Below are 24,511 nucleotides of genomic sequence, written 5' to 3'. Positions count from 1 at the left end.
TTGAAGAATGGTAAAGCAAGGCTTGGAAATGAGCGAATCTGAGGCAAAATGGCGGATAATCTTTTCCTTTTGGCAATGAAAAATAGGGTCTGGTGATCCAGGCAAAGGTTGTGAAGCATGAAGGTTATTCTTTCGACGTTAAATGCAAAGTATATCCATACCTCGCTGGCGATTCGCTGTCTGAAGGCGTATAGCGAGAAGGATTTTGATATCGAACTGGCCGAGTATACGATCAAGGACCCGGTCATGAACATCGTGTCCGATCTGTACCAGCGCGGTGCGGATGTGATCGGGTTTTCGTGTTACATCTGGAATATCGAGGAGACGATCAAGGTTATCGATATTTTGAAAAAGGTTATGCCTGAAGTGAAAATCGTGCTCGGCGGTCCTGAGGTATCGTATGACACGGAATATTGGATGAACCGCATCCAGAACGTCGATTTCATCGTCATGGGCGAAGGAGAAGAGACGTTCCATCAGCTGCTGACCGAAATTTCGACGACGCAGAAGTATCATTTCGTTTATGGCGTGGCGTATCGCAAAGGAGAAGAAGTCATCGTGATGCCGGGGCGCCCGAAGGCAGACCTGAACGATCTGCCGTCGCCGCACCGGTTTGACGAGGATATTCCGCATTTGGGGAAACGGGTGGTTTATTTTGAGACGAGCCGGGGCTGTCCGTTCAGCTGCCAGTTCTGTTTGTCGAGCATCGAGGTCGGCGTGCGGTATTACGATATCGAGCGGACGAAGGCGGATATTCTGTATTTGATCGAAAAGGGCGCGAAGCTGATCAAGTTCGTGGACCGCACGTTCAACATCAAGCGCGATTATGCGATGGAGATGTTCAAATTCCTGATCGAGAACCATCAGGGCACGGTGTTCCAGTTCGAAATCACGGCGGACATTATGCGTCCCGAGGTGCTGGATTATTTGGCAGAGCATGCGCCGCCGGGCATTTTCCGGTTCGAAATCGGCGTACAGTCGACGAATGACCCGACGAACGAACTGGTGAAACGCCGCCAGAACTTTGCGAAGCTGAGCCGCACGGTCAACAAGGTCAAGGCCAGCGGCAAGATCGACCAGCATTTGGATCTCATCGCAGGACTGCCGGAAGAGGATTACAATACGTTCCGCAAAACGTTTAACGACGTGTTTGCGCTGGGACCGGAGGAGCTTCAGCTCGGCTTTCTGAAAATGCTGCGCGGTACCGGACTGCGTCTCGATGCGGAAAAGTACAACTACACGTATATGGATCACGCGCCGTACGAAATTCTGGGCAGCCATGTGCTGCCGTTCAGCGACATCGTACGTTTGAAGCGTCTGGAGGACGTGCTGGAGAAATACTGGAACGCACACCGGATGGACCATACGTTGAAGTATTTGATGGAGCAGGAATTCGATTCGCCGTTCGATTTCTTCCAGGCGTTCGGGGACTACTGGGAAGGTCAGGGCTGGCAGAAGATCGGCCATCAGTTGGAGGATTTGTTCACCCGATTGTACAGCTTCCTGGAGTCGCGGAACACGCCCCATATGGATGTCGTGCTTGGCCTGATGAAGCTGGACTATTTCCTTGGCCACAAATACAAACCGCGCAAAATCTGGTGGGACGATGCGCTGGAGAAGGATCAGTGGGCGGGTTATATGAAAATGCTGGCTGAACGTCCGGAAGACGTTCGTTTGCCGCGCATTGCCGGCGCCGCAGGCACGGCATGGCTGGAAAGCAGCGGCACGAGTGCGCCTGCCGCTGCGGCCAGTCCGGCTGCTGCCGGGGAAGACACTGCCGCGGATGCGGCGGGTGTGAACGGCAGCGAGCTTGTGTCCGCCGGGGATGGAGCGGCGGACGGAGGGGACGGCAGCGCTTCGCGTGCGCTGCCGATGACCTCGGCCATGACCGCACAGACGGTCATGGGCGCACGCTCTTTCGCCGATCTGGGACTCGGCGAAAAAGAGCTGCAGAAGCACGCCGTACTGGACGTGCTTCCGTTCCGGCTTGAGCGGGTGCTTGCTGGCGCCAGCCCGCTTGCCGCGAAAGGCCGGACGCTGCTGGTCGTGGTGTACCAGCAGCATGAAGGGCAGCAGGCGCAGTATTACATGCTGCCGCTGGGAGAAGAAGCCGCTGCCATGTAGGGCGCAGCGGCCTGAGGAGGGCACCGCGAGATCATTGACGCGGTGCATCCCTCGTGAGGTGCTGCCCGAATCGCGCGCAGCGCCTCACCCCGACGCGGCTTGCATTGCACAAGCCGCGTTCCGTGCTGTCTTTTACAACATCAAATAGTTTCATTCAACATCGGAAGGTCATTGGATTCCCTATTGGGGATGAAGAAGGGCCTTCCTTTTTTTGTTTTTCAGAATGGTGGAGATATCGCTAAATATCGACCATATCGTTGGCTGTTTCCGGTGCAATCTTCTGATCGATCTTACCGAGTTGACCATGCAGAAGGTTTTTGCAAAGGCAGACAACGCGCTGGAATTGTGAAAAAGGTTAGCGTTCATGCGCCTAAGGGCATCCCTTTACCACTGATTTGCTGGTAAACGGGACAGACCTGTGCTACATTCAGGAGCTGCTTGGTCATACGAGTGGAGCGAACAATCCAGCGATATACATATGTTTAGTACGAAAAATATTCAGGTATTCAGAGTCTGGAAGATTGTATGGACAGGGGGAATTGATTGCTGAACTAAATTTCCTTTTTTCACCAAATTATTCTTCGCAAATGTCACAACATGAGTTATCATATACGTAATTCAGATCATAGATGGAATGAGTGGTAGTGACGAAGTATGTCAATTAGATGTTATCGGAAATATTCGTAAATATAAATCAAATAAACTCAAGGGGAATTCGATGAAGAATCAAAAACCAGTAATTATAGAAGAATATAATGAAGAATGGCCAAAAGCATTCAATATAATAGAATCAATTTTATCCAATAAACTTAGTGGTCTAGCATTACGAATTGAGCATGTTGGAAGTACAGCGGTACCGAATCTTGCAGCCAAGCCAATCATTGATATTGATGTAGTAATTGAATCTATGGAGTACCTACCAGGGGTAATCAAGAGGTTAGACGAACTGGGATATGTACACGAAGGTGATTTAGGAATTAAGAACAGAGAGGCATTTGCAAGAAAGGAAGTTTATGTACCTTACAGTAGTGAAGGCTATGTGAAGCACGAACATCATCTATACGTATGCAATAGAGAAAGTAATGAACTAAAAAGACATATCATGTTTCGAGACATATTAAGAAAGTATCCCTTATTGGTATCTGAGTACACAAATTTGAAGATCCAACTGTCAAGTAAATTCAGAAACAATCGCAAAGCCTATACTGAAGGAAAGACAGAATTTGTTACGAGGATAATGAATGAGTACAAAGATGTTTTGTAGAGTATTTCAGGAAGACGAAGACATCCGATAACAAAGTGTTCCAACTTCTCGACTGTCGTCGCCCGGTCTGCCTGAGGAATTTTTCATTGAAGCAGATTCAGACAGACACATCGATTTCCTTAAGATAAGAGCTATCTAAGGGGAAACGACGTCAGGAACACAAAAACGTTATAGGGAAATCAGCGCAAGATGGATAAAATCATATACAAATCATTATCTCTCGGTATAGCATATACCTCTTTATTGATTTAACAGACTATTAAAGCAGAACAACCAATCACTTAAATTGGAGATGAGTGATATGATCTATTTTGAAACGCTGAGGTTACGTTTTCGTGATTGGAGAGAAACCGACTAGATCCATTTAGTCTTCTTAATGCAGATAAAGAAGTAATGAAGTATTTTCCTAAGACCTTATCAACTGAAGAAACAAAAGACTTTTATAAATTAATTGAATCGGAATTTAAGGAAACTGGCTTTGGATTGTATGCTGTCGAAGTAAAGGGAAATGATGACTTCATTGGGTTTATTGGATTTCACAGAGCAACATTTGAAGCCAGTTTTACTCCATGTATCGAAATTGGTTAGAGACTCAAAAAAGATGCGTGGGGTTACGGATATGCAACTGAAGGTGCTACAGCATGTTTGCAATATGGCTTTAACAACTTGGGGTTTGAGGAAGTATATTGTTTTACAGCTGATATTAATGAACCCTCAAAAAGAGTAATGATCAAGTTTGCATGAGTTATATTAATACATTCCATCATCCAAAAGTTGAAAAGAATAATCCTTTAGAAAAACATGTTCTTTATCATGTGAGAAAAAAAATGTAAATTGATTTCCGGGAGTTTCGAAAAAGGGTCTATACATCATATAACAATGTGTTCACGTATCGACAGTCAAGCCATCTCGATTCCCGGAAGATAAAGTCAAGGAAGTTGTTGCCGGGACACATCCGCACCGCGGCCGGATCCTACGGGTCCTTAAGGTGGTGGGACGTCGTGAACACGGAAACGTTAGGTGAAACTGCCTAAAACCAAATTTGAAAGCAGGTGCATTGCAGTGACTGAAGTTAGATTAATCCATGTTGATGAATTAGAAAATCTTTTATTACTTTATAAGTTCCTGCAACCAGATGATCCAGAACTGATTAGAGGTCAAGAATTGTCTAATTACTGGAATGAAATTTTAGATGATAAGAACATGAACATAATAGTTGTCGAACATGATGGTATAATTGTTGCATCTTGTGTACTTGTAATCATTAAAAATCTTACAAGGAATGCAAGACCGTACGGATTAATCGAGAATGTAATAACACATAAGGATTTTAGGAGACAAGGTTTTGGTCAGATGGCTATAGAAAAGGCCAAAAAAATTGGCCAAGAAATGAATTGTTATAAACTGATGCTAATGACGGGATCTCAGAGAGATGAAGTACATAATTTTTATGAAAGAACAGGATTTGTTAAAGGAAAGAAAACAGGATTTATTATAAACATGTGAAGGGCAATTTGGAAGTAATCTCGAAAAAGAGGAATCATTATCTAACAACATGTTCACGCATCGTCGCATTCGCTCCTCGGTCCGGCAGAAGTTGGGAAGCCAAGAAGTAGATTCAGCCGGACAGCCCTGCAAGGCTAAGTGGTGGAGCCGCCCGGCAAGAATCAATCGCTGTGCTTGATTGATGGGCAGCTTAAGCCTTTCGGGCTCGTGAACAAACAACGTTATAGGAAATGTCCGAAAAAACATTTTGAATAAATCGAAGAGGAGTAAGCTATGAAGGAATATATTGAATATTCTTTTTATTTATCATTTTTTGATTTGATAGATGATGTAGATGAAGCATCCAGTCTAGAAGAATTGATGAAAACGTTTAATATAAATTATGATTTAGCGGAATTATATAACCAATATTTATCTTATGGCAAAGGAACATGTAGGGCTGGAAAAGGAGATGTCTTTGTATTTTTAAATAAAAATGATGGGGAAAGTTTTATATTAATAGATTTGTTTCAAGACTTTACCGATCAGTATAATATGGTGAAATTAGGAGTTCGTTGTGAAGTTAATTTTGGAAGGCAGATAAGAGATAAAATCTGGAGTATTCACTCAAGGGCGGAAATCAAAAGCAAAATAAAAGAGAGTAATGATGATTTACTGAAATTGGACATATGCAGCGTAGACTATCCAAAAGAGATTCGTTATGGAAATCAAAAATATTTAAAAAACATTTATTATAAGACATTTTGATAGATGTTCAAGAAGTCGGGTACATCCTATAACATAGTATTCACGGTTCGAGGCTACCGCCCCTTGGTTGCCAGATGTATAATCATGGAAGAGACTCAGACAACAAACGCCCCAGCTTAAGATAAGAGCTATCTAAAGCTGGGGCGTTTCGTAAATAAAAGAACATTATGAGAAAGGACAGTAATGAAATCTGAAAGGAGAATTATCACCCAAAGTGAATAAAGAAGATAGAATTGTTTATTTCAACGAGTTAATAACCATACTTTGCAGTGATTTAAAGATAGAATCTAAAATCAGATATCTTTCAGAACTTATTAAAAACACTAATATTGATCATTTTATTATGAGTGAATTCAAGGGTGATACTTTAGTATTAACAGGCTCTCAAAGTATATATTATGACGAATTGATAGTTTGTTTTAAAGGAGTTTCATATATAAATTGTAGTAGATTTATTCCTACAGAATTTATAAGAATGCCGACAAAAGAAGAATATCTAAGTTGTCTGAATGAAGAGATTATTGAATCGGAGGAGAACTGCATAGTCTTTGATGTGAAACAATTAAATAAACAGTACCGAAATAATTACATTATAATATTTGATGATTTTAATTTTGAAATTAAAAAAAGTTGGTACTTGAGCTACGACAAGTTAATAGAAAGATGGCAAGAAAGTATCAAAAATAGAAATAGGGATAGTAAGTAGTTCAGGAGGCCTGTCCAATCATATAACAATGCATCTACGCTGCGAGGCATACGGCCCTTGATTGTCGGAAGTTAGACGTAGAAGTTTATTCAGACAATACACGCCCCGGCTTAAGTTATCAAAGGAAACCATTTTACAATATTATGGGGAGGCTTTGGGGATATCATCACGATTCATGTCTGCTGAGGAGTTTCAAGTAGGAGCAGAAATTGATAGTCGAACTAATGTTTATAATACGGGAGCCATTGCATTTGGGCTATTGGGTGGAGAATTTGATCGATCCTAAGAGAAATGGGAAGCCAACCAAAAACTTTATTATGTGGCTTGCAATGCAATTAATGATGACAAGCAAAAAAAGGTATCAGTCTGTTAGAGAATTTTCTAATGCTTGGAATAAGAATAAGGAATTTTGAAATGTTTCGAAGAGGGCAGAGGCATCGCATAACATAATATTCATAACAGCGCATTAGCCCTTGGTCCTGCAGGGGCCAAACACCTTAGCATTCGCTGAGATCGTAAATACAGGAACGGTATATGTAAGATATGCAGTGTAGAAGGGATATGATCTCAATGAAACGAGTCGATGTAGTGTACTCACTAATAACAGACCAGTCCAAAACTAAAGTTCTAGCAGTTAAGAATTCTGGTCGATCAAGTTGGTCTCTTCCTGGGGGAGCTGTTGAATTAAATGAAACATTAGATCAAGCTGCTATTCGCGAGGTAAAAGAAGAAACGGGACTTGAAGTTAAAGTCTATGGAATTGTGGCAATCAACGAGTGCAAATTTGAAAACATAAATGAACATGCCATTTTTATTACTTTTAGGGCAGAAATAATAGGCGGTAAAGAACAAATAATTAGACCAGATGAAATCTCAGAAATAGCTTGGTTGGACATAGAACAGGCAGATGAATTGATACCTTATTATAAAGGCGGATTTAAAAACTTAATTCATGGAAATGAAAGTACGTATTTTAATGAAGGTAAAAAGGGATTACTTTGAATGTGGCTCAAGGGAGGTATTGTAATATCATATCCACGCTTCGGAGCATGGGGAGCTCCTCGGTCGCCCGAACGGGAATAGCAGGGAGAGGAAACAGGAGGACACACCTGCACAGACTAACCGCATCGCAGAGAAACTCAATGGATCCAATTAGATATCCCATTGGACATTTTCAGCCCCAAAAGAATCTATCAGGTGAACAATTATGTAATCTCATTCATCAAATTCCAGAACTAATAATAAAACTAAAAGCATTGCTAAATGGACGTAAAGATTACACACTAATTACTCCATATCGAATGAATGGCTGGACCATAAAACAAATCATTCATCATATAGCTGATAATGATATGAACGCATATCTACGATTCAAAAGAGGACTAACGGAAGAAAACCCATTAGCAACTACCTATCGAGAAGATCTATGGGCAGAATTAAATGACTATAAGGGATTACCAATAGAAAATTCACTAGCACTTATTGAATTACTACACCATCGATTTTTCTATCTACTAATTGGATTAGATCAAAACGATTTTAAACGAACGATACAAACCGAAGTATTAGGGACAATTACATTAGGGATTGTAGTTCAAAGATTTATATGGCACAACAAACGCCGGAACAGCCGGACATACCCGACTCCGTCGGACGTCGTAGATACGGGAATGTTATCGGAAATTCATACGGTATGATCAATGAATCTTTAGGGGGGGACTCCATGAAGTCAGTATATAATAATCTTGTTATAAATACCTTGTCGGGAAATCTCAAGGATGATATATATAACTTTTTAGTGGATAATGGCTGCCCCAAAACTGCGGAACATTGTGTCAGGGTAGGCAAAGAAGCGAGAAAGATAGCTGATCGATATCATGCTGATAAGGATTCAGCCGAAATCGCTGGATATTTACATGATATAAGTGCGGTATATTCTAATGATGTAAGGATTCAAGTTTCTTATGATCTGGGTATTGAGGTGCTGCCTGAAGAAGAGACTTTTCCAATGATAATCCATCAGAAGATATCGAAAGAAATGGCTAGAGATATTTTTAACATTAAGGATCAGGAAGTTCTTGATGCAGTTGGATGTCACACGACACTCAAGAAAAATTCAACTATTTTAGACAAGGTTTTGTTTGTTGCAGATAAGATAGAGTGGGATCAAGCTGGTGAACCTCCATATTTACATCAGATTACGCAGAAGCTAGATGATTCGTTGAACCATGCAGCATTCGAATATATTCATTTTTTATGGAAACAGCGAGAAAACCTAAGAGTTATTCATCCATGGCTTAGAGACGCTTATAATGAATTGAAGGACTTGGTTTAGTCGTTCGAAGAAGGCAAGAACATCCGATAACATAGAATCTACGTTGTGTACCTTAAACTCGAAAAACGGAGTTAACAGAATATTATATTGGTGCTGGCTGTATTGCACAGACCGTTTGGAACTACTTGTTAGGGAATCCTTTAGGATACGGCATTGATGACATTGATATTATTTATTTTGATACTGACCTTTCCTATGAAAAAGAAGATCGAATAATAAATAAATGTAAAGAAGTATATTGTAAGCTGCCCATTAAAGTTGATGTAAAAAATCAAGCAAGGGTTCATTTATGGTACAAAGATAAATTCGGAATTGATCTTAAGCCATATTTATCATTAGAGGAAGCAATTGACTCGTGGCCTACAACAGCCACTTTATATAACAAAACACAAGAAGTGGAAAAGAATATGGCCGGAATTGAATGTTATACCGTGGTAGGCGCAGCGGCTTTAGTTTATCTGCATGGAACAGTCATAGGAGTAGGGTACAATGAATACTGCAGAGAGCACAAAGGGGGGATTAGTGCATGATTATATTCAAAGCAACCCAATTAACATTAAAAGATCTAAATGTCAAACCAGAAACCATCGGAGATACGGATTCTTTCTTTAGTTGGCATGTGAACTTTTTTACGTTATATGGCAGAAAACATTATGTGTTTATGAATGATTGTTCCAGATTAAGCTTAACGGTTACTGGGATTAGAACGAATCAGGCCAGTAAACTGGCAGGAGTCTTTAAAGAGAATTTGGAGGCTTATTTGGCTGTTGAGGAAGTTCCCGATCACCTCGCGAAATATTATTTAGAACAATGTAACGAGAAGACGATAACCAAAACGGATAGCCGAAGTGTTATAAGTACGATGAATGAAATTATGCTTGTGATGAAGTCGGTTGAAACTGAAGATAATGATTATAGAGATCAAGACATACGGCACAAGTGGAATAATAGAATAATTTACAAACCCATCGACTATAACAGACCCATCGAAGTATTTGTTCAAGAGCTTCAAACCAGGTTTGAAATGGAGAATTAGAGAAGTGGGAGTACCATGTCGCATTAGTCCGGCTGAAATGTCGCAAAAGTACATGGCAACGCGATGTGGAGATCGTTTATACTCGCCTTATAATTCGATAATGAAAATCATTATCATATATAAGGGGGAGTCATCATGAATAAAGGGACAAAGGGGCGAGCAACCGGAAGCAAGGTATTTGCCGCTCAAAAATCACGATTTTTAATGGGCTTGCTGCTGGGACTTGTACTTGTGCTGACGGCTTGTGGTGCCGGAGCAGGTACGAATGGGGGCAATGAGCCTGCTGCAACGCCAACGGAGACACCTTCGGAGTCAGAGTCTCAGACGACGGCAGCCTATCCTGTCACAATCTCGCACATGAAAGGGGAATACACGCTAACCGAGAAGCCGAAGACCATTGCTGTGCTTGATGTGAAATTTGTGGATCAATTGCTGGCCGTTGGCGAGCAGCCCGCAGGTAGCGTTATCGCTGGAGGGAATACCACATTTCCGGAATATTTGAGTGATCAGCTAGGGAATGTAGAGGTTCTGGGTACACGGGACGAGCCCAACCTGGAGGCAATTGTAGCATTGAATCCGGATCTTATTTTAATGACCGACTTTCAGGAGAAAGAGTATGAGAATGTCAGCAAAATTGCGCCGACGATCGTACTCGACTTCTACGAGGATTGGCGGGATACGTTAGCCACGATCGGTACGATCACAGGCAAGCAGGCAGAGGCTGAGGCTGTGCGTCAGGCTTATGAGGACAAAATCGTCGGCCTGCGGGCGAAGCTGTCGGAGAAGCTGGGAGATGAAACGGTAGCGCTGATTCGCCCGAGAAAGGAAGGAATTCGTGTACATGGTCTTGAGCATCGGACAGGCGGCATTCTGTATGAGGACTTGGGCTTAAAGGCCCCTGCGCTCGTCCAGGAGATCAAAGACGACACCTCCGTTGAAATTTCGATGGAGAAGGTCCCTGATATTGGGGCAGATCATTATTTCCTGCTATCCGATGAGTTGTTTGCTGCAGAGGCTGAGGTTTTGGAGAACAGTTCGGTATGGAAATCCCTGGATGCCGTCAAAAATAACCGCGCATATAACGTGAATGCAACGCTCTGGATCGCTTACTATGGTCCAATTGCCATTAATATTATTGCAGATCAGGCATCGGAAGCGCTGTTGGGATCGAATTAAAATGGACCATTATCTGTCGACGGATGTATGGCAGCAAACGGTGAAAGACTACTCACTCAGGATTGGCGATCCACCTGAAGATAGTCTCCGTACCATTGCTCTAAGCCAGTTGCATGAAGAAGCTGCATGCCGCGAGTATGTAAGCTGGCTTACGGAGTATATCGGTGCACCTGACATGAGGGTTGCTGCCTCTATGCTGGCTAAACGAATCGGCTATCTGTGGATTGCCCCGTTGCTGACCGCGATGACCTTTCATCATCAGAAAATGTCCTTCTCGTTGGACAACAGCTACCTCTACCATTCGACTCTTACAGCTACTGAAGGCGGAACACGTTTTCCTTTTCTCGCCGTGAACGGGCTTCGGGCAGAAACGCTAACGGAAGACAGGGAAGTTTGGCGGAAAGAGATGATCGAGGAGTTGTTTGCGGTACGGCTTTCGCCGCTGTTACAGACGCTTGCTACCGTTGGCCCTCTTTCGATGAGTGTCCTCTGGGAAAATATGATGGTGCGTATTGCTCCGCTGTATACTCCTGATGTAGACGATGTTGGGCCAGAAAGCCAGCATATTCAAGCCGATTTTTCATATCTGACTCAAATAGCGTCTGGACAAACCTTTGGCCTAAGAAAGAATCCGTTTACTCGATTCACCGAAAAGAAGGACAACGTTCCGGTTGCGAAGAACAAGCGCCTCACCTGTTGTTTTTACTACCAGATGTCCGGGGAATATTGCAGAAAATGTCCGAAAATTGACAATGAGAATGAATCTCAATTAAAATGACAGCAGCAACAACTTTACCTTTGCTAACGGGCTCGCTTGTATTTTAATAGTCGTAAGTCTAGTCAGGTGGGTTCACGTTAGCGAAGGATGCTATTGTCAGGAGATGAGAGAAGTATGCCGCTGCAAGAACAGACAAGTCTATGGAGTGATACGACGATCAAGGTGCTTGACGTGTATAGCGGTATTTTACAGACAGGCAGTGTGCTTAGCGAAACCGAATTGACATCGAATCTGTTGCTGCTGGCAGGAGGCGGAGAAGGGGAGCTCTCAATGAATGGTGAAGTTTGCCGCATTGGGGCTTCTTTTGCTGCTCATGTGGTTAAAGGATCATCCTTTACGCTGACTGCCAGCTCAGACAACATGGATTATATCGTGATCATGTACAAGGCATCCTCCATGGAGGGAGCCTCCCTTGTTTTGCCCTCGCATCGCAAACACCCGCTGCGCACTTCGTTTGTTCAGCACCCTGGAACCCAGGCGGAATGGGTTCAGATGGCGGAGAAAATCGCGGCCAAATGGAGCCGGGGCGAAGGGCTGGAACGTTTTCACGCCAATGCGCTGATGCAGGGGATGCTCTACGAACTCATTATGGAGTATGAACGTGGTCAGGGCGGAGCGGAATCAGACATGGTGGATGTTGTCGCTGCGTATATAGCAGGGCATTATCGTCAGAATCTGGAGCTTAAAGAGCTGGCGGCACTTGCCGGATGCAGCGTAAGACAGCTGCAGCGACGGTTCAAACAAGAGAAGCAGCTCGGACCGATGGAATACGTCATCCAGCTGCGGATGGAGAGTGCATCGCGGATGCTGCGTCATACGGATGCTCCCATCGGCGAAATCGCTGAGAGAATGGGGTATCGCGACACGTATTATTTCAGTAGGGCGTTTAAGAAATATTATGGTGTCCCTCCGCAGCTCTACCGGCGTAATGCCTCTTCCAGAACAGGTGCGCTCTCTGCGTATTCCTTGCTGCAAACCCGCATGGCTTCTTGGTATGAGTCGTCCCAAGGCCCGGTGATTTGCCATATGCGAGGTGAATATGAGGTTACCGCATCTCCACGGCGTATCGCCGTGCTCGATGTTCAATATGCAGATCATTTGCTTGCGCTTGGGTTGTCCCCGGCAGGAAGCGTAGGATCGGGGAGTGCGGCGTTCCATTTCCCTCAATATATTCGGGCAAAACTTCAGGGAACCGAATTGCTCGGAACCTATGAGTACCCCGATCTGCCCGCAGTGGAACGACTGGCTCCGGATCTCATTATTTGTACCGAGGTGCATGATCCGCATTATGAACGGTTAAGCCGAATCGCTCCAGTCCTCATGTTTAAGCGCAATGAGAGCTGGCAGACGATTCTGAGCCTGTTCGGTGAACTGACAGGCAAGCGAGCAGAGGCACAGCAAATACTTGCGGACTATCATCGACGAACCGCATTGCTGTCAGAAGAACTTGCCCCAGTGCTGGCAGGCAAGAGCGTGGCACTGATTCGCCCGTTTGAGTCGATGGTGCGGGTACATACGGCCTCACATCGTACAGGTGCTGTGCTGTACCGTGACCTTGGGTTGCCAGCTCCGTTATTTGTAGCCGATCCCTCCGACACGGCTTATCATATTTCAGTCGACAGACTGCCGGCTGTACATGCTAGCCACTACTTTTTGCTGAGCAATGAAATCATGGAGGAGGGAATGTCAGCGACAGAGCAAAGTGTCTGGGGGATGTTGGATACGGATGACCGACAGCGAATATACTCGGTAGATGCCGCGACATGGATCGGCTGTTATGGACCAACGGGTATCAATGGTATTATCGATCAGATTGCTCAGGCACTGTTGGCTTGAAAGCCATTCTGAACATTATAAAACGAAAAGAAACCGTTCCTTGGAAAATGGAAGTGGGCGCAACCATATATCTAAGGGGCGGTTTCTATCTATATCACCTTACAAGGTGAATCGTCCCAGTGATATATCGCTGAGCATGGAATGCCACGAACACCGGAATATGGAGGTTGGGTCAACCTTTTTTCGAATCGAATCAACAGACCCTAGGAATTAAATTTCATGAGATCACAGAATATGTTGAAATTAGGGAAAGTATCTACGCGGCAGGCTGTTCGGCTCTTGGTTCGCGAATGGACCGAATTAGGAGGTTTTGGGACCCTTTCCCTGCGTTAATCGTTGATCTGCCGCTTGTTGGTGCCGAAATTGACCCGGGGTAAGTCCCGTTCTGGCTTTGAAGATTTTATTGAAATAGCTGACGTTCGCGTATCCAATCTCCCGGCAGACCTCCTCAACGGAGGCATCTGTCTGCTTCAACAGCTCCATGGCGCGCTTGATGCGCAGCTGGATGAGATAGTCATTAACCGTCATGCCCGTTGACTCTTTGAAGATGCGACCCAAGTAGGACGAGCTGCGTTTTACATGTTCTGCCACGTTATCCACAGATATATTCTTATTATAATGGTTGTCCATGAATTCCGTTGCCAGCTGAAGGGTCACATCCGTCATTTTGGAGCGCTTCTCCCGGTGGTAGTCGATAATCTTGCTGCATATCGTTAAGACACATTCTTCCATATCCTGAACGGTTTCGGCCCGCGCCAGTGCATCGGTATAAGACGATCCTTCACCGATAACAGCGGTCACCTCGCCGCCAGTCTGAACGAGTGTTTTGACCAACTCCCCGCTCAATTGGACATACAGCTGATGAATATTGGCTTTACCCAGCCTTTGCTTCAGCACCTCCCGGGTGATGGCCCGGATCACGGCAGTACATTCCTCTTTATCCGTCTTCAGCAGGGATTGCTGCAGCTTCGTTTCGAGTTCGTACGGATAATAGTAGGTACCTTCTTCCGATTTCCACTCATCAAGGATCGAATAGGGCAGAATTTCGCCCTTCCCAATATAGATTTTCATATTTAGTGCCTCCTGTGTCTCGTTGTAAGCTGTACGCACGGCTTGTTCTCCGGAGTGAATACGGCTGACAGCGATGGTCACAGAGATCCCATAACGACTGAGAAAATATGATTTGAGACTTCTGGCTTGTTCTACAGGAAAGGTATCATCGGCATCCGAATGCAAGGAGAGAAGGATGACCGTGTGCCTGCTGTCTTTGACAAAAATTTCTCCGTCGATATCCTTTCCCAGCTCTTCCATCAGACCGTACTGGAGCAGATGGGAATGAAATAGATCCTCCGATCCTCTCAACGGCTGTTGCTCCTCGAGTTCAAGGGTCAGGATGGCAAAACGATTGAAATCAAGCTGTAATCCAAGCAGTTCTGCCGCATGGTCCGGTCTGTCTGCGGCTTCTTCCTGCACGTTGCCCTGGATTAAATCGTTCAGATACTTTTCCTTAATGGCCGTGCGATTTCCGGTGAGGAGTTCATCCACTTTCAGCTTTTCTTTGATTAAAATATCGCGGTTACGTGTCATCTGCTCAAAGGAATGACGGATAAAGCCGGCTTCATCCGTGCTGCTGGGAACACCGGATCTGTCGCGTCGTTCGGATTCTTCCGAGCTCACAATATAGGAAATCACACTTTGCAGCGGACGATATAATCTTCTCGATAAAACATAGGAAATAGCAACAGCAGCCGTTATATATAGGATGGCGACTGTCCAAATGAGGACTTTAATTCGATTCATGCCTTGCAGAAGGACGGATCGTTCGGTGATATCGACGAATCGCCAGCCTGTCATATTGGATGCAGTGTAGGATACGATCTGATCAGAATCACCAATATAGTAGCCGCTCTCCGATGTTACCTGTTCAGCATCCCACTGCTGAAGAAGGGCTTCTCTGTCATGAGCATCGGAATAGAGGAGTTCACCCTGTGGACCAATGACCATGATGGTGCCTTTCTTGCTATTGTAATGACTTAAGTAGTCGGCGAAAAGTCGATCCAGATTCAAATTAATGACAATCGCGCCCTCCACTTGGCCAATCAGCGGCATCTTCTGAATCAGGGAGGTCGCAGGATGTTCCGGAGAAAACCCGTTCGATCTTCCGGTTAACCAGACAGTACGAGATGCTGAGTCTTGATTTAAGGTATCCAGCCAGGACTGGTCAGCAAAGTCGGATATAGGAGATGTCTTTATCTCCGGACGTGATGTCAGGACAAGTTCAAGCGGGGCGTAGTATAGATAGATGGAATCGATGTAGGGACTGAGCTTTTTTTGCTCTTCTACAAGAGTGGATAGATCAATTAATGAACTAACAGAGAGCTTGCCTCCGATGGTATGGTACACATAGGATTGAGCCATCAGCAGACTATTGGCCGCATTTCTGATGGTGGTCAGCTCCTTATGAATCAGCTCCTTCTGCTGAGTCAAGACAGATTCATTATAACTGATGGCATTACGGACACTGTTATCAGCCGAAATCATGTAAGTGACCGAAGAAATGAGAACAACAGTGATCAAAGCTATGGCAGTCATCGATAGGAGCAGTTTCACGAACATGGAGTTATTTTTTATGTCTAAAAGTCCCCTCATGGCAATCCCCTCCTTACCTCAGATGTGGTAGCGCTTACAATAAAATTCGATGATCTCAACAGTTGTGTGCAGTCCATTATATATCACACCAACGGAATTAGAACAGATCAAAATTGAAAAACATACAAAAAACGGAATAACGTCAGTGGCTCTACGCGGCTTCTGAAGCCAAAAACATAAAAAAAATGGAATGAGAGGATTGTGCGCCGGAAGGGTTAAAGCTTAAATTTTAAGTATGTAAAAACCGTTTCCAATACCCGGCCGGGTCGTTATGCAGGATGCGGGATTCTCGAATCCAAAACCAATCCAACAACAGGGGGTAGGTTCTTTTGCGTAAAAGAATCAAAATTGTAAGCGTTATCTTGTTGGCTGTAAGTTTGGCGACAAGCTTGCTTAGCGGATGCACTTCCGAGACGAACACCTCAAGCCCGAGTCCAAATGCAGGAGAAACGCCGGGAGCAAACTCCAATCCGATCGAAATCTCCTGGGGCATTCATTTTGCCGCAGATGGAGTTGTCAATGACTCGGAGGTCCAGAAGTGGCTGGAGCAGAAGTTTAATGTAAAGATCAAACCCGTGAAGGTAACGGACGCCAGTATCGCTTCCGGGGAAATACCGGACATATTCATGCTCGGTGATCCTTCTAATGTAATCGCTTACCAAAATCAGGGCGTGTTAATGAGCATTGATCAGAACATGTTGAAGGAGAAAATGCCTGAATATTACGCGGATATTGAGAAAAAGAAAGAGCTTTTTCAGACCGTTACCGTCAATAACGAGCTGTGGGCTATCCCGATGTTTATCGATTTGAAGCCTTACGATCTGGGGATGTTGTGGCGTAAGGACTGGCTGGATCAGGTCGGCATTCAGAAAGTCCCGGAGACGTTGGATGAATTCGAGGAAGCCGTTTATGCCTTTGCACAAAAGGATCCGGACGGTAACGGTGTGAAGGATACGTACGGGTTGACAGGAACGGCTACGTCCACGTGGTCATCCGGATTCTATTCCATCTTCGGGGCATTCGGTGTGGAGCCGACCATGTGGATGGAGAGGGATGGTCAGATTGTAAACGGATCGATCATGCCTGAGACCAAGGAAGCCTTGGCGAAGCTGCGCAAATGGTATGCGGATGGTGTCATCGATCCGGAATTTATTACAGATACACAGGATTCATATCGTAAGAAACTGTATAACAACCGGATCGGCGTCATTGAAGAGCAGATCAGCAAAGGCGCTCTGCCGGAATCGGCAACAGTCAAGGAAATGCTGGCACTAAATCCGGATGCCAAGATGGCATTTTCCAAAAATCCGAAGGGACCTGGCGGTGAGGGCTCATGGGATTGGGGAATCAAGAGCAATTTCCTGGTTATCGGCAGCAAAGTAAAGGATCAGCCTGAGAAGCTCGAGAAGCTGTTCGAAATTCTACGGGCACAGAGCAGTGATGAAGAGACCATCAATATGACCAGCCTTGGGGTAAAGGGGGAGCAATGGGATTTTGCTGAGAACGGTGCTACCTCGGGGGCGACTACATTCCTGCCTGGATTCGATAAGCAGGAGCAGCGGGATCAACTGGGAATCCGTCTGTTCTCTTTTGGTAACATTACCACCCAGGCTTATCGGGACAAATATTCCGATCCGAAGCTGAATGAGGCGGTCAAAACGTATTCATCTGCTCCAAGATGGACCGATGCGCTGTTATTCTCTGTGCTGCCTTCGGACGGAAAATACAAACAGGAATTGACGTCACTCATGCAAAAATATTTTGCACAAATCATCAGCGGTGAAATTCCTCTGACTGATTTTGATACATTCGTAACGGAATGGAAGGCAAAAGGCGGCGATGAATTAACGAAGGAAGCCAATGAAATGTACCAAGCACAATTCAAAAAATAACCCTGACTTGGCCCAGCCACCCGTGAGGGCTTAATCATCCCTTGCGGGAGGGCTGGCGGTTCGGTTTACAAGGAAGTGCGCCATGAAAACGATAAAAAAACACGGAGAACTGCTTTTATTATTTCTATTCGCCTTCGCATTCTTCGTCGTATTTAAATACGGCCCTTTATATGGAGTGGTCATTGCCTTCAAGGATTTCCGGGTCGTCGACGGGATATGGGGAAGTCCGTGGGTCGGATTCCGCCATTTTCAGGAATTATTTCAGAATGGGGATTTTTATCGATTACTTAAAAATACCCTGCTCCTGAATTTGTATCAGATGATCTTTGCTTTTCCCGCACCAATCATACTGGCGATTTTGCTTAACGAGGTGAGGTCAAGGTATTTCCAGCGGTTTATCCAGACGACCATGTACTTGCCTCATTTTGTATCGTGGGTCGTCATGTCCGGGCTGATTATTTATTTTCTCTCTCCAACGTCCGGCGTTGTAGGGGAAATTGTGAAATGGTTTGGAGGGGAACCTGTCTTTTATATGGGAAAGAAGGAATATTTCCGTCCGATTGTAGTCATCTCTTCGATTCTTAAGGATATCGGGTGGGGCTCGATTATCTACTTTGCTGCTTTGGCGGCGATCAACCCGGAGCTGCATGAATCGGCCGTCATTGACGGAGCCAATCGGTGGCAGCGAATCATTCGAATTAATATCCCCTCCATTATGCCCACGGTCGCTATTATGTTCATTCTGAGTCTTGGTGGTTTCCTAAGCGCAAACTTCGAACAAATCATCAATCTGTTAAACCCGGTCAATTACGAAACGGGTGACGTCATCGATACTTATGTCTACCGGGTAGGTCTGCAGCAGTTTCAGTACAGCTACACGGCGGCCATTGGCTTGTTTAAATCGCTGGTGGGGCTCCTGCTGATTCTGGGGGCTAATCTGACCGTGCGAAAATTGAGCCGCGGCGAGAGCGGTCTATGGTAAAGGCAGGAGGAAGACAGTCATGAAAATAAAAAGATGGCAAGAGCTCATTGCACCTGCCATGATCTACCTTATTTTGTCCATCCTGGCACTCATCGTTGTGTACCCGTTCATTCATGTCCTGTCCGTCTCCTTCAGCGGTAGGGGAGAAGCACTTCGAAGCGGATTTCATTTTTATCCTCGGGATTTCGAGTGGGAAGCATACCGCGGGCTGCTGGACTATCCTTTAATCTGGTCAGGATATGCGAATACGCTGTTTCGGATGGTCGTAGGCACGACCTTAACACTTCTCGTTACCGTCTGCGCCGCTTATCCGCTCTCCCGTCCTGATCTGCCCATGAAGCGGCTGCTGATCATGCTGCTGTTGTTCACGATGATCTTCGATGGCGGGATTGTCCCGCAATATCTATTAATCAAAGAACTGCATCTGCTTAACACACACTGGGTCTATGTGCTGCCATCCGCTGCCAATGCTTTTCATGTGCTTGTGATGATCTCGTTTTTCCGCTCAGTTCCGGATGCGCTGATCGAAGCAGCTCGTATCGACGGGGCAAGGGACTTGCGAATTCTGTTCCGTATCCTGCTCCCGCTGTCCATTCCATCTCTTGTGACGATCGGGCTCTGGAATCTGGTTTACCACATTAATGCGTTTATGGATAACCTGCTTTACGTCACCGATTCATCCAAATTCGTGCTGCAGCAGGTTGTCCGCCAGATCCTCATCGAGAGCAAACTCGACCCGTTTACTACGGCGACGCTTGCAACACCGCCTGCGCCGGAGAGCTTGAAAATGGCGGCTGTCATTGTCAGCTCCTTGCCGGTAATTGTTATGTATCCTTTCCTGCTTCGATATTTCGAAAAAGGCACCATGATTGGGTCTGTAAAAGGGTAGTGATCGTGCGCATTTTATCTGATTGATCTTATAAGGGAGGTATTTCCGAAGATGATGAGGAGACGGATCATTATTGCATTAATCCTGGTGTTGTTGGTGGGGTGTCTGCCGGTTACGGGAGCAAATGCGGAAGATGCGGTGGACCCTGGTGCTGTCTTTTATATTTCCAATGATGGCGATGATTCGAATCCGGGAACAGAAGCTGCTCCATTTCGCACACTTGAGAAGGCAAGGGACGCAATCCGGCAATTGAAGACGGGTTCCGGGCTGCCTGAAGGCGGTGTGACGGTCTATTTAAGGGGCGGCACCTACAATAGAAGCGAAAGCTTTCTGCTGGAGGAACAGGATTCCGGTACGGAGAATAAGCGGATAACCTATAAAGCTTATCCAGGAGAAAGCGTGCGATTAAACGGTGGTCTGGAACTTCAGAAAAGCTGGTTCTCTCCGGTAACGGACACGAATGTCCTGGACCGAATCATCAGTGCGGATGCCAGAACGAAGGTTCTTCAGGTAGACCTGAAAGCTCAAGGCATCACCGATTACGGTGTAATGAGCCGGCATGGGTATTACAAAGCCAATGACGTCAGTCAGGTTCCTCCGATGGAGCTGTATGTTGAAGGTCAAGGCATGACCCTTGCCCGCTGGCCCAACAATGGAACGGTCCAGATGGGCACCATCACGGATCCCGGACCTACCCGCAATGATCCGGATTTGCAGACACGCGGCGGGACCTTTACCTACAATTACGAAAGGCCTGATCTCTGGGAGGAAGCGGATGACATCTGGTTGGATGGCATATTCGGTTACAGCTGGGAATGGTCGTACAATAAAGTGGCATCCATCGATACAAGCAACAAGACGATTACCTTGGCATACGGAGAGATGAGCGGTCTGTTTACCAACTGGTACCCGGACTTCCATTTTGCCCAGAACCTGCTTGAGGAGATCGATATGCCAGGTGAATATTATATTGACCGGAAGCAGGGCAAACTCTACTTCATGCCTACGGCTGCCTTTGAAAGTGATCATCCTGAGATCATGGTTACAATGCTTAAAACACCGATGATTAACGCGAATAATCTTTCGCATGTGACCTTTGAGGACCTGATCCTGGAGAATGGCCGGGACTCCGCAGCAGTTATTATGGGCGGTGACAGCGTCCGATTGGAGCACTGCGAAATACGTAATTTCTCCAATGGGGGCGTACTGATTAATACGCAGAGCCGCTGGTTGTATAACGACTTTGCCAAAGTGGACGGAGTGAATCATGCGGTGATCAGCTCCCATATTCATCACATCGGCGGGACCGGGGTGATTCTGAATGGGGGAGATAAGAAGACGCTTGAGCCAGGAAACAATGTCGTGGAGAACAGCCATATCCATGATTTTGCTTACTACCATAAAGCCTATAATCCCAGTATCTTCCTGACCGGTGCGGGGAACAAGGTTTCCCACAACGAAATTCATGACGCTCCCCATCCGGGAATGCTGATCTTTGGCAATGACCATCTCGTGGAATACAACAACATTTATGACGTCTGCAAAACCTTCTCGGATCTCGGTGCCATCTATATGAATCTGGGCGAGTCGCCTCAGGAAAGGGGATCGGTAATCCGCAGGAATTATTTCCACAATATCGGGGAAGGCAAAGCAGGGGTTCAAGGGGTATATCCGGATAACTTTACGATGGGCATTACCATTGAAGAGAACATATTTAACGGCATGGGTAACGATGCCATTCTCAATAACGGCGGTGCCCATATCAAAACCCGGAACAATCTTTTTATTGATGCAAAGGTACCGTATGAATATTCGGACATGTATCTTGGCGATCAACCGGACCAGCAAATATCCAAAAACTATATGCCCAAATGGAAGGCGTTGTTTGAAAAGAACAACCATTTCGAAGGCACGCCGCATATGGAGAAATATCCGGAACTGGCGGATTTCTTCACGGAGAACCGGTATTATCCGGATACCAACACGTTTCAGAACAATGTGATCTATAACCCGACGAGGAAATTAAGCGGCACGAATAATCAGGGAGCAAATGACAAACGAAACCTGCTCCAGTATGCGAACAACTGGATTACGGATCATGATCCCGGCTTCGTTAATTTGGCGAACGGGGATTTGAATTTGAAGCCGGATGCGGAAGTGTTCCAAAAGATCCCTGGCTTCCCGGCCATCCCTTTCAGCGAGATGGGAGTCCAGGGAAAAGTCGGTCCATATCTGGCTCCGGATCACATTGCTGTGGATCGGATCCAATTGTATGACGAAAGCGTAACCATCGGGATTGGGAAGTCATTCGCTCTGTATTCCGCAGTCATTCCCTGGAACGCAACGAACCCCGCTATTCAGTACACGTCGAGCGACCCTTCGATTGTTAAGGTGGATCAAGGCGGCAAGCTGAAGGGTGTTAGCATAGGGAATGCCACGATTACAGCCGTTTCTGCTGACAACCCGGCCTTAAAGGATGAGGTTCAGGTTACTGTTGAAGTTGGGGATGGCATTATCGATTATACCGATTTCGAAAACGGGAGAAACAGCTGGCCGACAGACCCGAACCGGAGCATTGTCGAGGTGGAAGGCGGCAACCATATGTATAAGCTCGTTAAAGGAGCAACAACGCTAAACGAGAACGAATTTAACCATTATGAGCTGAGTTTTAAGTTGAAGACGCCAAAAGTCATTGCAGATGATGCCACATTCTATGTGTTTGACCGGCTGAACTCTGGCGGAAGCGGCGGCAGAATTGGTTACCGGAAGTATGCAAACGGAACATCTGCCTGGCTCTTGTATAATGCGGCCTGGGCTGCAGTGAAGCAGAATACGCTGCCTGCACCTGATCTGCAGCCGAATACGGTCTATCACATGAAAGTTATCGTTAAGGGTCCGGAGATCAGTGTTTATGTGGATAACAAACTGAAGCTGAAGGCAAGTGATTCGACATTCAATGCGTCCGGCCAGGTTGGGTTTTATGCCGGCGGTTTCAGTGAGCTCCTGTTTGATGACATCAAATTTACCGTTCCAAGCAGGGAAGTATCCGGTTTGCTGCTGGGTGAGAGCCATGTCAACATGGTCAAGGGGGAACAAAAGCAGCTGCAATTTCAATTTGACCCGCTTGATGCCGAGAATAAGGAGGTCATCTTTCATACCACCCAACCGGGAATTGCCGCTGTGGATGAACATGGCTTGGTAACCGCATTGGCGGAAGGCGAGGCAGATATCACCGTCACATCAGTCGCCAACCCGGAAGCATCAGCATCCGTACGCATTCAGGTATCGGATGTGATGCACTTTACGGATTTCGATTCGGGAGCGAACGGATGGCCGGTGGACCCGAACCGCAGTATCGTAACTGTGGATGGCAACAAAAAGTATAAAATTCTCAAAGGCGCCTCGGCCCTTCATCCGAAGACATATACCGACTATGACCTTACCTTCAAGCTGAAGACGCCGGCGGTCATGCCGGATACGGGAACTCTATATGTATATGATCGTTCCGTCTCCAGCACATCCGGGAAAATTGCATACAAGAAGCTGGCGGACGGCACTTCACAATGGATTCTTTATAATGGAGCATGGACAGCTCTGAAAACGACGAATCTGCCTGAAGAGGACCTGCAGCCTAATACCGAGTACACCATCCGCATCCGGGTCGAAGGTGCCGACATCCGCGTGTACGTAAACGGGGAACTTAGACTTGAAGGGTCGGATACCAAGCACAATCCATCTGGAACGGTAGGTTTCTATGTAGGCGGGTTCAGCGAAATGTGGTTCGATGACATCCAGTTTTCCCTGATCGATACCGATCGGACTGCTCCAGAGACCACGGCCGTCATGAGTCCGGCAGAACCGGACGGCATGAATGGATGGTATACACAGCCTGTAACCCTTGTCTTGCATTCTTCTGAATACTCTTCTGCATCCGCATCGACAGAATATAGTCTGGATGGAGGGGATACCTGGCTGGCCTATCAGGACTCCCTGACCTTCAGTCAGGATGGCCGTTATTCTATTCTATACCGTTCACTGGATTCATCCGGAAACGCGGAGGAAGCGAAATCGCTGGAGTTTAATCTGGATGCTTCGGCACCCATGATTTCGGTGGCAGAGCCGTTAGCTAGAGATTATACAAGCGCAGAGTCCCTGAATCTGTCATGGACAGCTGTCGATGAGGTGTCCGGGGTTAATGAATTGAAGAGTACAGCAAGGCTCGATGATCATCAGATCGAGCAGGGAGCGGCGGTGCTTTTCTATACGCTGCCCCTGGGAGCTCACACCTTCACAGTAACTGCCACAGACGAAGCGGGGAATGAACAGGAAGCGGTTGTGACGTTCTCCACTTATGCAGACATCAGCTCACTGAAAGCGCTGGTAACCCTCTTTCGGGAGAAGTCCTGGATTGATAATGGCGGGATCGCTAACAGCCTGCTCAAGAAGCTGGATAATGGGAATACGGAAGCGTTCCTCCATGAGGTTCAAGCCCAGAGCGGCAAACATATTACGGAGGAAGCAGCAGCCTACCTGCTTCGGGACGGGCAGGCTGTAACAACAGAATAGACCACAGAAAAAAAGCCTTTCCGAT

The 24,511-nt window shown here is 45.9% G+C and carries 18 protein-coding genes and 2 pseudogenes; 19 read left to right on the top strand and 1 reads right to left on the bottom strand.

Translation table 11 applies throughout. The features are described from left to right. Positions 1-117 precede the first annotated feature (117 nt). The 15 genes and pseudogenes from L6H98_RS10700 (at position 118) to L6H98_RS10630 (ending at position 13,508) form a co-directional block, all read left to right on the top strand. Positions 118-2,124 carry a B12-binding domain-containing radical SAM protein gene (locus L6H98_RS10700; protein ID WP_236414964.1) on the top strand — a complete coding sequence of 669 codons (2,007 nt, stop codon included), beginning with the start codon at positions 118-120 and terminating at the stop codon, positions 2,122-2,124. A 718-nt stretch (positions 2,125-2,842) separates the two neighbouring features. Next, positions 2,843-3,388 carry a GrpB family protein gene (locus tag L6H98_RS10695; RefSeq protein ID WP_236414963.1) on the top strand — a complete coding sequence of 182 codons (546 nt, stop codon included), beginning with the start codon at positions 2,843-2,845 and terminating at the stop codon, positions 3,386-3,388. A gap of 301 nt (positions 3,389-3,689) precedes the next feature. Next, a pseudogene (locus tag L6H98_RS10690) lies at positions 3,690-4,221 on the top strand (GNAT family N-acetyltransferase). Positions 4,222-4,408: 187 nt separating this feature from the next. Next, on the top strand, positions 4,409-4,894 hold the full coding sequence (locus tag L6H98_RS10685) for a GNAT family N-acetyltransferase (RefSeq protein ID WP_236414962.1): 486 nt from the start codon (positions 4,409-4,411) through the stop codon (positions 4,892-4,894). A 273-nt stretch (positions 4,895-5,167) separates the two neighbouring features. After that, a complete protein-coding gene (locus L6H98_RS10680; protein ID WP_236414961.1) occupies positions 5,168-5,641 on the top strand; it encodes a hypothetical protein in 474 nt (157 codons plus the stop codon). Between the two features lie 214 nt (positions 5,642-5,855). After that, on the top strand, positions 5,856-6,347 hold the full coding sequence (locus tag L6H98_RS10675) for a hypothetical protein (RefSeq protein ID WP_236414959.1): 492 nt from the start codon (positions 5,856-5,858) through the stop codon (positions 6,345-6,347). A gap of 116 nt (positions 6,348-6,463) precedes the next feature. Continuing rightward, a pseudogene (locus L6H98_RS10670) lies at positions 6,464-6,760 on the top strand (serine/threonine protein kinase); the annotation flags it as partial. 157 nt (positions 6,761-6,917) lie between these two features. Continuing rightward, on the top strand, positions 6,918-7,349 hold the full coding sequence (locus L6H98_RS10665) for an NUDIX hydrolase (protein WP_236414958.1): 432 nt from the start codon (positions 6,918-6,920) through the stop codon (positions 7,347-7,349). Positions 7,350-7,489: 140 nt separating this feature from the next. Further along, positions 7,490-8,044 (top strand): YfiT family bacillithiol transferase, encoded by a 555-nt coding sequence (locus tag L6H98_RS10660; protein WP_236414957.1) that lies wholly within the window; start codon positions 7,490-7,492, stop codon positions 8,042-8,044. A gap of 26 nt (positions 8,045-8,070) precedes the next feature. After that, positions 8,071-8,682 carry a bis(5'-nucleosyl)-tetraphosphatase (symmetrical) YqeK gene (gene yqeK / locus L6H98_RS10655; RefSeq protein WP_236414956.1) on the top strand — a complete coding sequence of 204 codons (612 nt, stop codon included), beginning with the start codon at positions 8,071-8,073 and terminating at the stop codon, positions 8,680-8,682. A gap of 86 nt (positions 8,683-8,768) precedes the next feature. Continuing rightward, positions 8,769-9,212, top strand: coding sequence for a nucleotidyltransferase family protein (locus tag L6H98_RS10650; RefSeq protein WP_356722730.1), 444 nt, complete (start codon positions 8,769-8,771; stop codon positions 9,210-9,212). Then, positions 9,209-9,718 carry a hypothetical protein gene (locus L6H98_RS10645; protein WP_236414955.1) on the top strand — a complete coding sequence of 170 codons (510 nt, stop codon included), beginning with the start codon at positions 9,209-9,211 and terminating at the stop codon, positions 9,716-9,718. Before L6H98_RS10650 ends, L6H98_RS10645 begins: the two co-directional genes overlap by 4 nt. Positions 9,719-9,853: 135 nt before the next feature. Then, positions 9,854-10,894: an iron-siderophore ABC transporter substrate-binding protein gene (locus L6H98_RS10640; protein ID WP_236414954.1), complete on the top strand. Its 1,041-nt coding sequence runs from the start codon at positions 9,854-9,856 to the stop codon at positions 10,892-10,894. 1 nt (position 10,895) lies between these two features. Then, entirely contained in the window at positions 10,896-11,672 is a 777-nt protein-coding gene (locus tag L6H98_RS10635) for a (2Fe-2S)-binding protein (protein ID WP_236414953.1), read from the top strand. A 114-nt stretch (positions 11,673-11,786) separates the two neighbouring features. Next, complete coding sequence (locus L6H98_RS10630; RefSeq protein WP_236414952.1) at positions 11,787-13,508, top strand: helix-turn-helix domain-containing protein; 1,722 nt, start codon at positions 11,787-11,789, stop codon at positions 13,506-13,508. 300 nt (positions 13,509-13,808) lie between these two features. Here the strand turns inward: L6H98_RS10630 and L6H98_RS10625 are convergent, their stop codons facing one another. Beyond that, positions 13,809-16,157, bottom strand: a complete 2,349-nt coding sequence (locus L6H98_RS10625; RefSeq protein WP_236414951.1) for a helix-turn-helix domain-containing protein — start codon at positions 16,155-16,157, stop codon at positions 13,809-13,811. A gap of 329 nt (positions 16,158-16,486) precedes the next feature. Between L6H98_RS10625 and L6H98_RS10620 the strand changes: the two genes are divergently transcribed. The 4 genes from L6H98_RS10620 to L6H98_RS10605 all read left to right on the top strand — a co-directional run bounded on the left by L6H98_RS10620 (position 16,487) and on the right by L6H98_RS10605 (position 24,486). Beyond that, entirely contained in the window at positions 16,487-18,049 is a 1,563-nt protein-coding gene (locus tag L6H98_RS10620) for an extracellular solute-binding protein (RefSeq protein WP_236414950.1), read from the top strand. Positions 18,050-18,131: 82 nt separating this feature from the next. Then, positions 18,132-19,031, top strand: a complete 900-nt coding sequence (locus tag L6H98_RS10615) for an ABC transporter permease subunit (protein ID WP_236414948.1) — start codon at positions 18,132-18,134, stop codon at positions 19,029-19,031. A gap of 19 nt (positions 19,032-19,050) precedes the next feature. Continuing rightward, positions 19,051-19,920 carry a carbohydrate ABC transporter permease gene (locus L6H98_RS10610; RefSeq protein WP_183522861.1) on the top strand — a complete coding sequence of 290 codons (870 nt, stop codon included), beginning with the start codon at positions 19,051-19,053 and terminating at the stop codon, positions 19,918-19,920. A 51-nt stretch (positions 19,921-19,971) separates the two neighbouring features. Next, positions 19,972-24,486 (top strand): Ig-like domain-containing protein, encoded by a 4,515-nt coding sequence (locus L6H98_RS10605; RefSeq protein ID WP_236414947.1) that lies wholly within the window; start codon positions 19,972-19,974, stop codon positions 24,484-24,486. The last annotated feature ends 25 nt before the right edge of the window (positions 24,487-24,511 follow it).

It is taken from the genome of Paenibacillus sp. JJ-223 (assembly GCF_927798175.1).
Classification (GTDB): Bacteria; Bacillota; Bacilli; order Paenibacillales; family Paenibacillaceae; genus Paenibacillus; species Paenibacillus hubeiensis.
This window is presented reverse-complemented; position numbering and strand designations above follow the sequence as displayed.

What these genes read in the sequence shown, in the direction of transcription:
- L6H98_RS10700 (WP_236414964.1), top strand. Translation starts at nt 118, where the DNA reads ATGAAGGTTATTCTTTCGACGTTAAATGCAAAGTATATCCATACCTCG.
- L6H98_RS10695 (WP_236414963.1), top strand. Translation starts at nt 2,843, where the DNA reads ATGAAGAATCAAAAACCAGTAATTATAGAAGAATATAATGAAGAATGG.
- L6H98_RS10680 (WP_236414961.1), top strand. Translation starts at nt 5,168, where the DNA reads ATGAAGGAATATATTGAATATTCTTTTTATTTATCATTTTTTGATTTG.
- L6H98_RS10665 (WP_236414958.1), top strand. Translation starts at nt 6,918, where the DNA reads ATGAAACGAGTCGATGTAGTGTACTCACTAATAACAGACCAGTCCAAA.
- L6H98_RS10660 (WP_236414957.1), top strand. Translation starts at nt 7,490, where the DNA reads ATGGATCCAATTAGATATCCCATTGGACATTTTCAGCCCCAAAAGAAT.
- yqeK (WP_236414956.1), top strand. Translation starts at nt 8,071, where the DNA reads ATGAAGTCAGTATATAATAATCTTGTTATAAATACCTTGTCGGGAAAT.
- L6H98_RS10645 (WP_236414955.1), top strand. Translation starts at nt 9,209, where the DNA reads ATGATTATATTCAAAGCAACCCAATTAACATTAAAAGATCTAAATGTC.
- L6H98_RS10640 (WP_236414954.1), top strand. Translation starts at nt 9,854, where the DNA reads ATGAATAAAGGGACAAAGGGGCGAGCAACCGGAAGCAAGGTATTTGCC.
- L6H98_RS10635 (WP_236414953.1), top strand. Translation starts at nt 10,896, where the DNA reads ATGGACCATTATCTGTCGACGGATGTATGGCAGCAAACGGTGAAAGAC.
- L6H98_RS10630 (WP_236414952.1), top strand. Translation starts at nt 11,787, where the DNA reads ATGCCGCTGCAAGAACAGACAAGTCTATGGAGTGATACGACGATCAAG.
- L6H98_RS10625 (WP_236414951.1), bottom strand. Translation starts at nt 16,157, where the DNA reads ATGAGGGGACTTTTAGACATAAAAAATAACTCCATGTTCGTGAAACTG.
- L6H98_RS10615 (WP_236414948.1), top strand. Translation starts at nt 18,132, where the DNA reads ATGAAAACGATAAAAAAACACGGAGAACTGCTTTTATTATTTCTATTC.
- L6H98_RS10610 (WP_183522861.1), top strand. Translation starts at nt 19,051, where the DNA reads ATGAAAATAAAAAGATGGCAAGAGCTCATTGCACCTGCCATGATCTAC.
- L6H98_RS10605 (WP_236414947.1), top strand. Translation starts at nt 19,972, where the DNA reads ATGATGAGGAGACGGATCATTATTGCATTAATCCTGGTGTTGTTGGTG.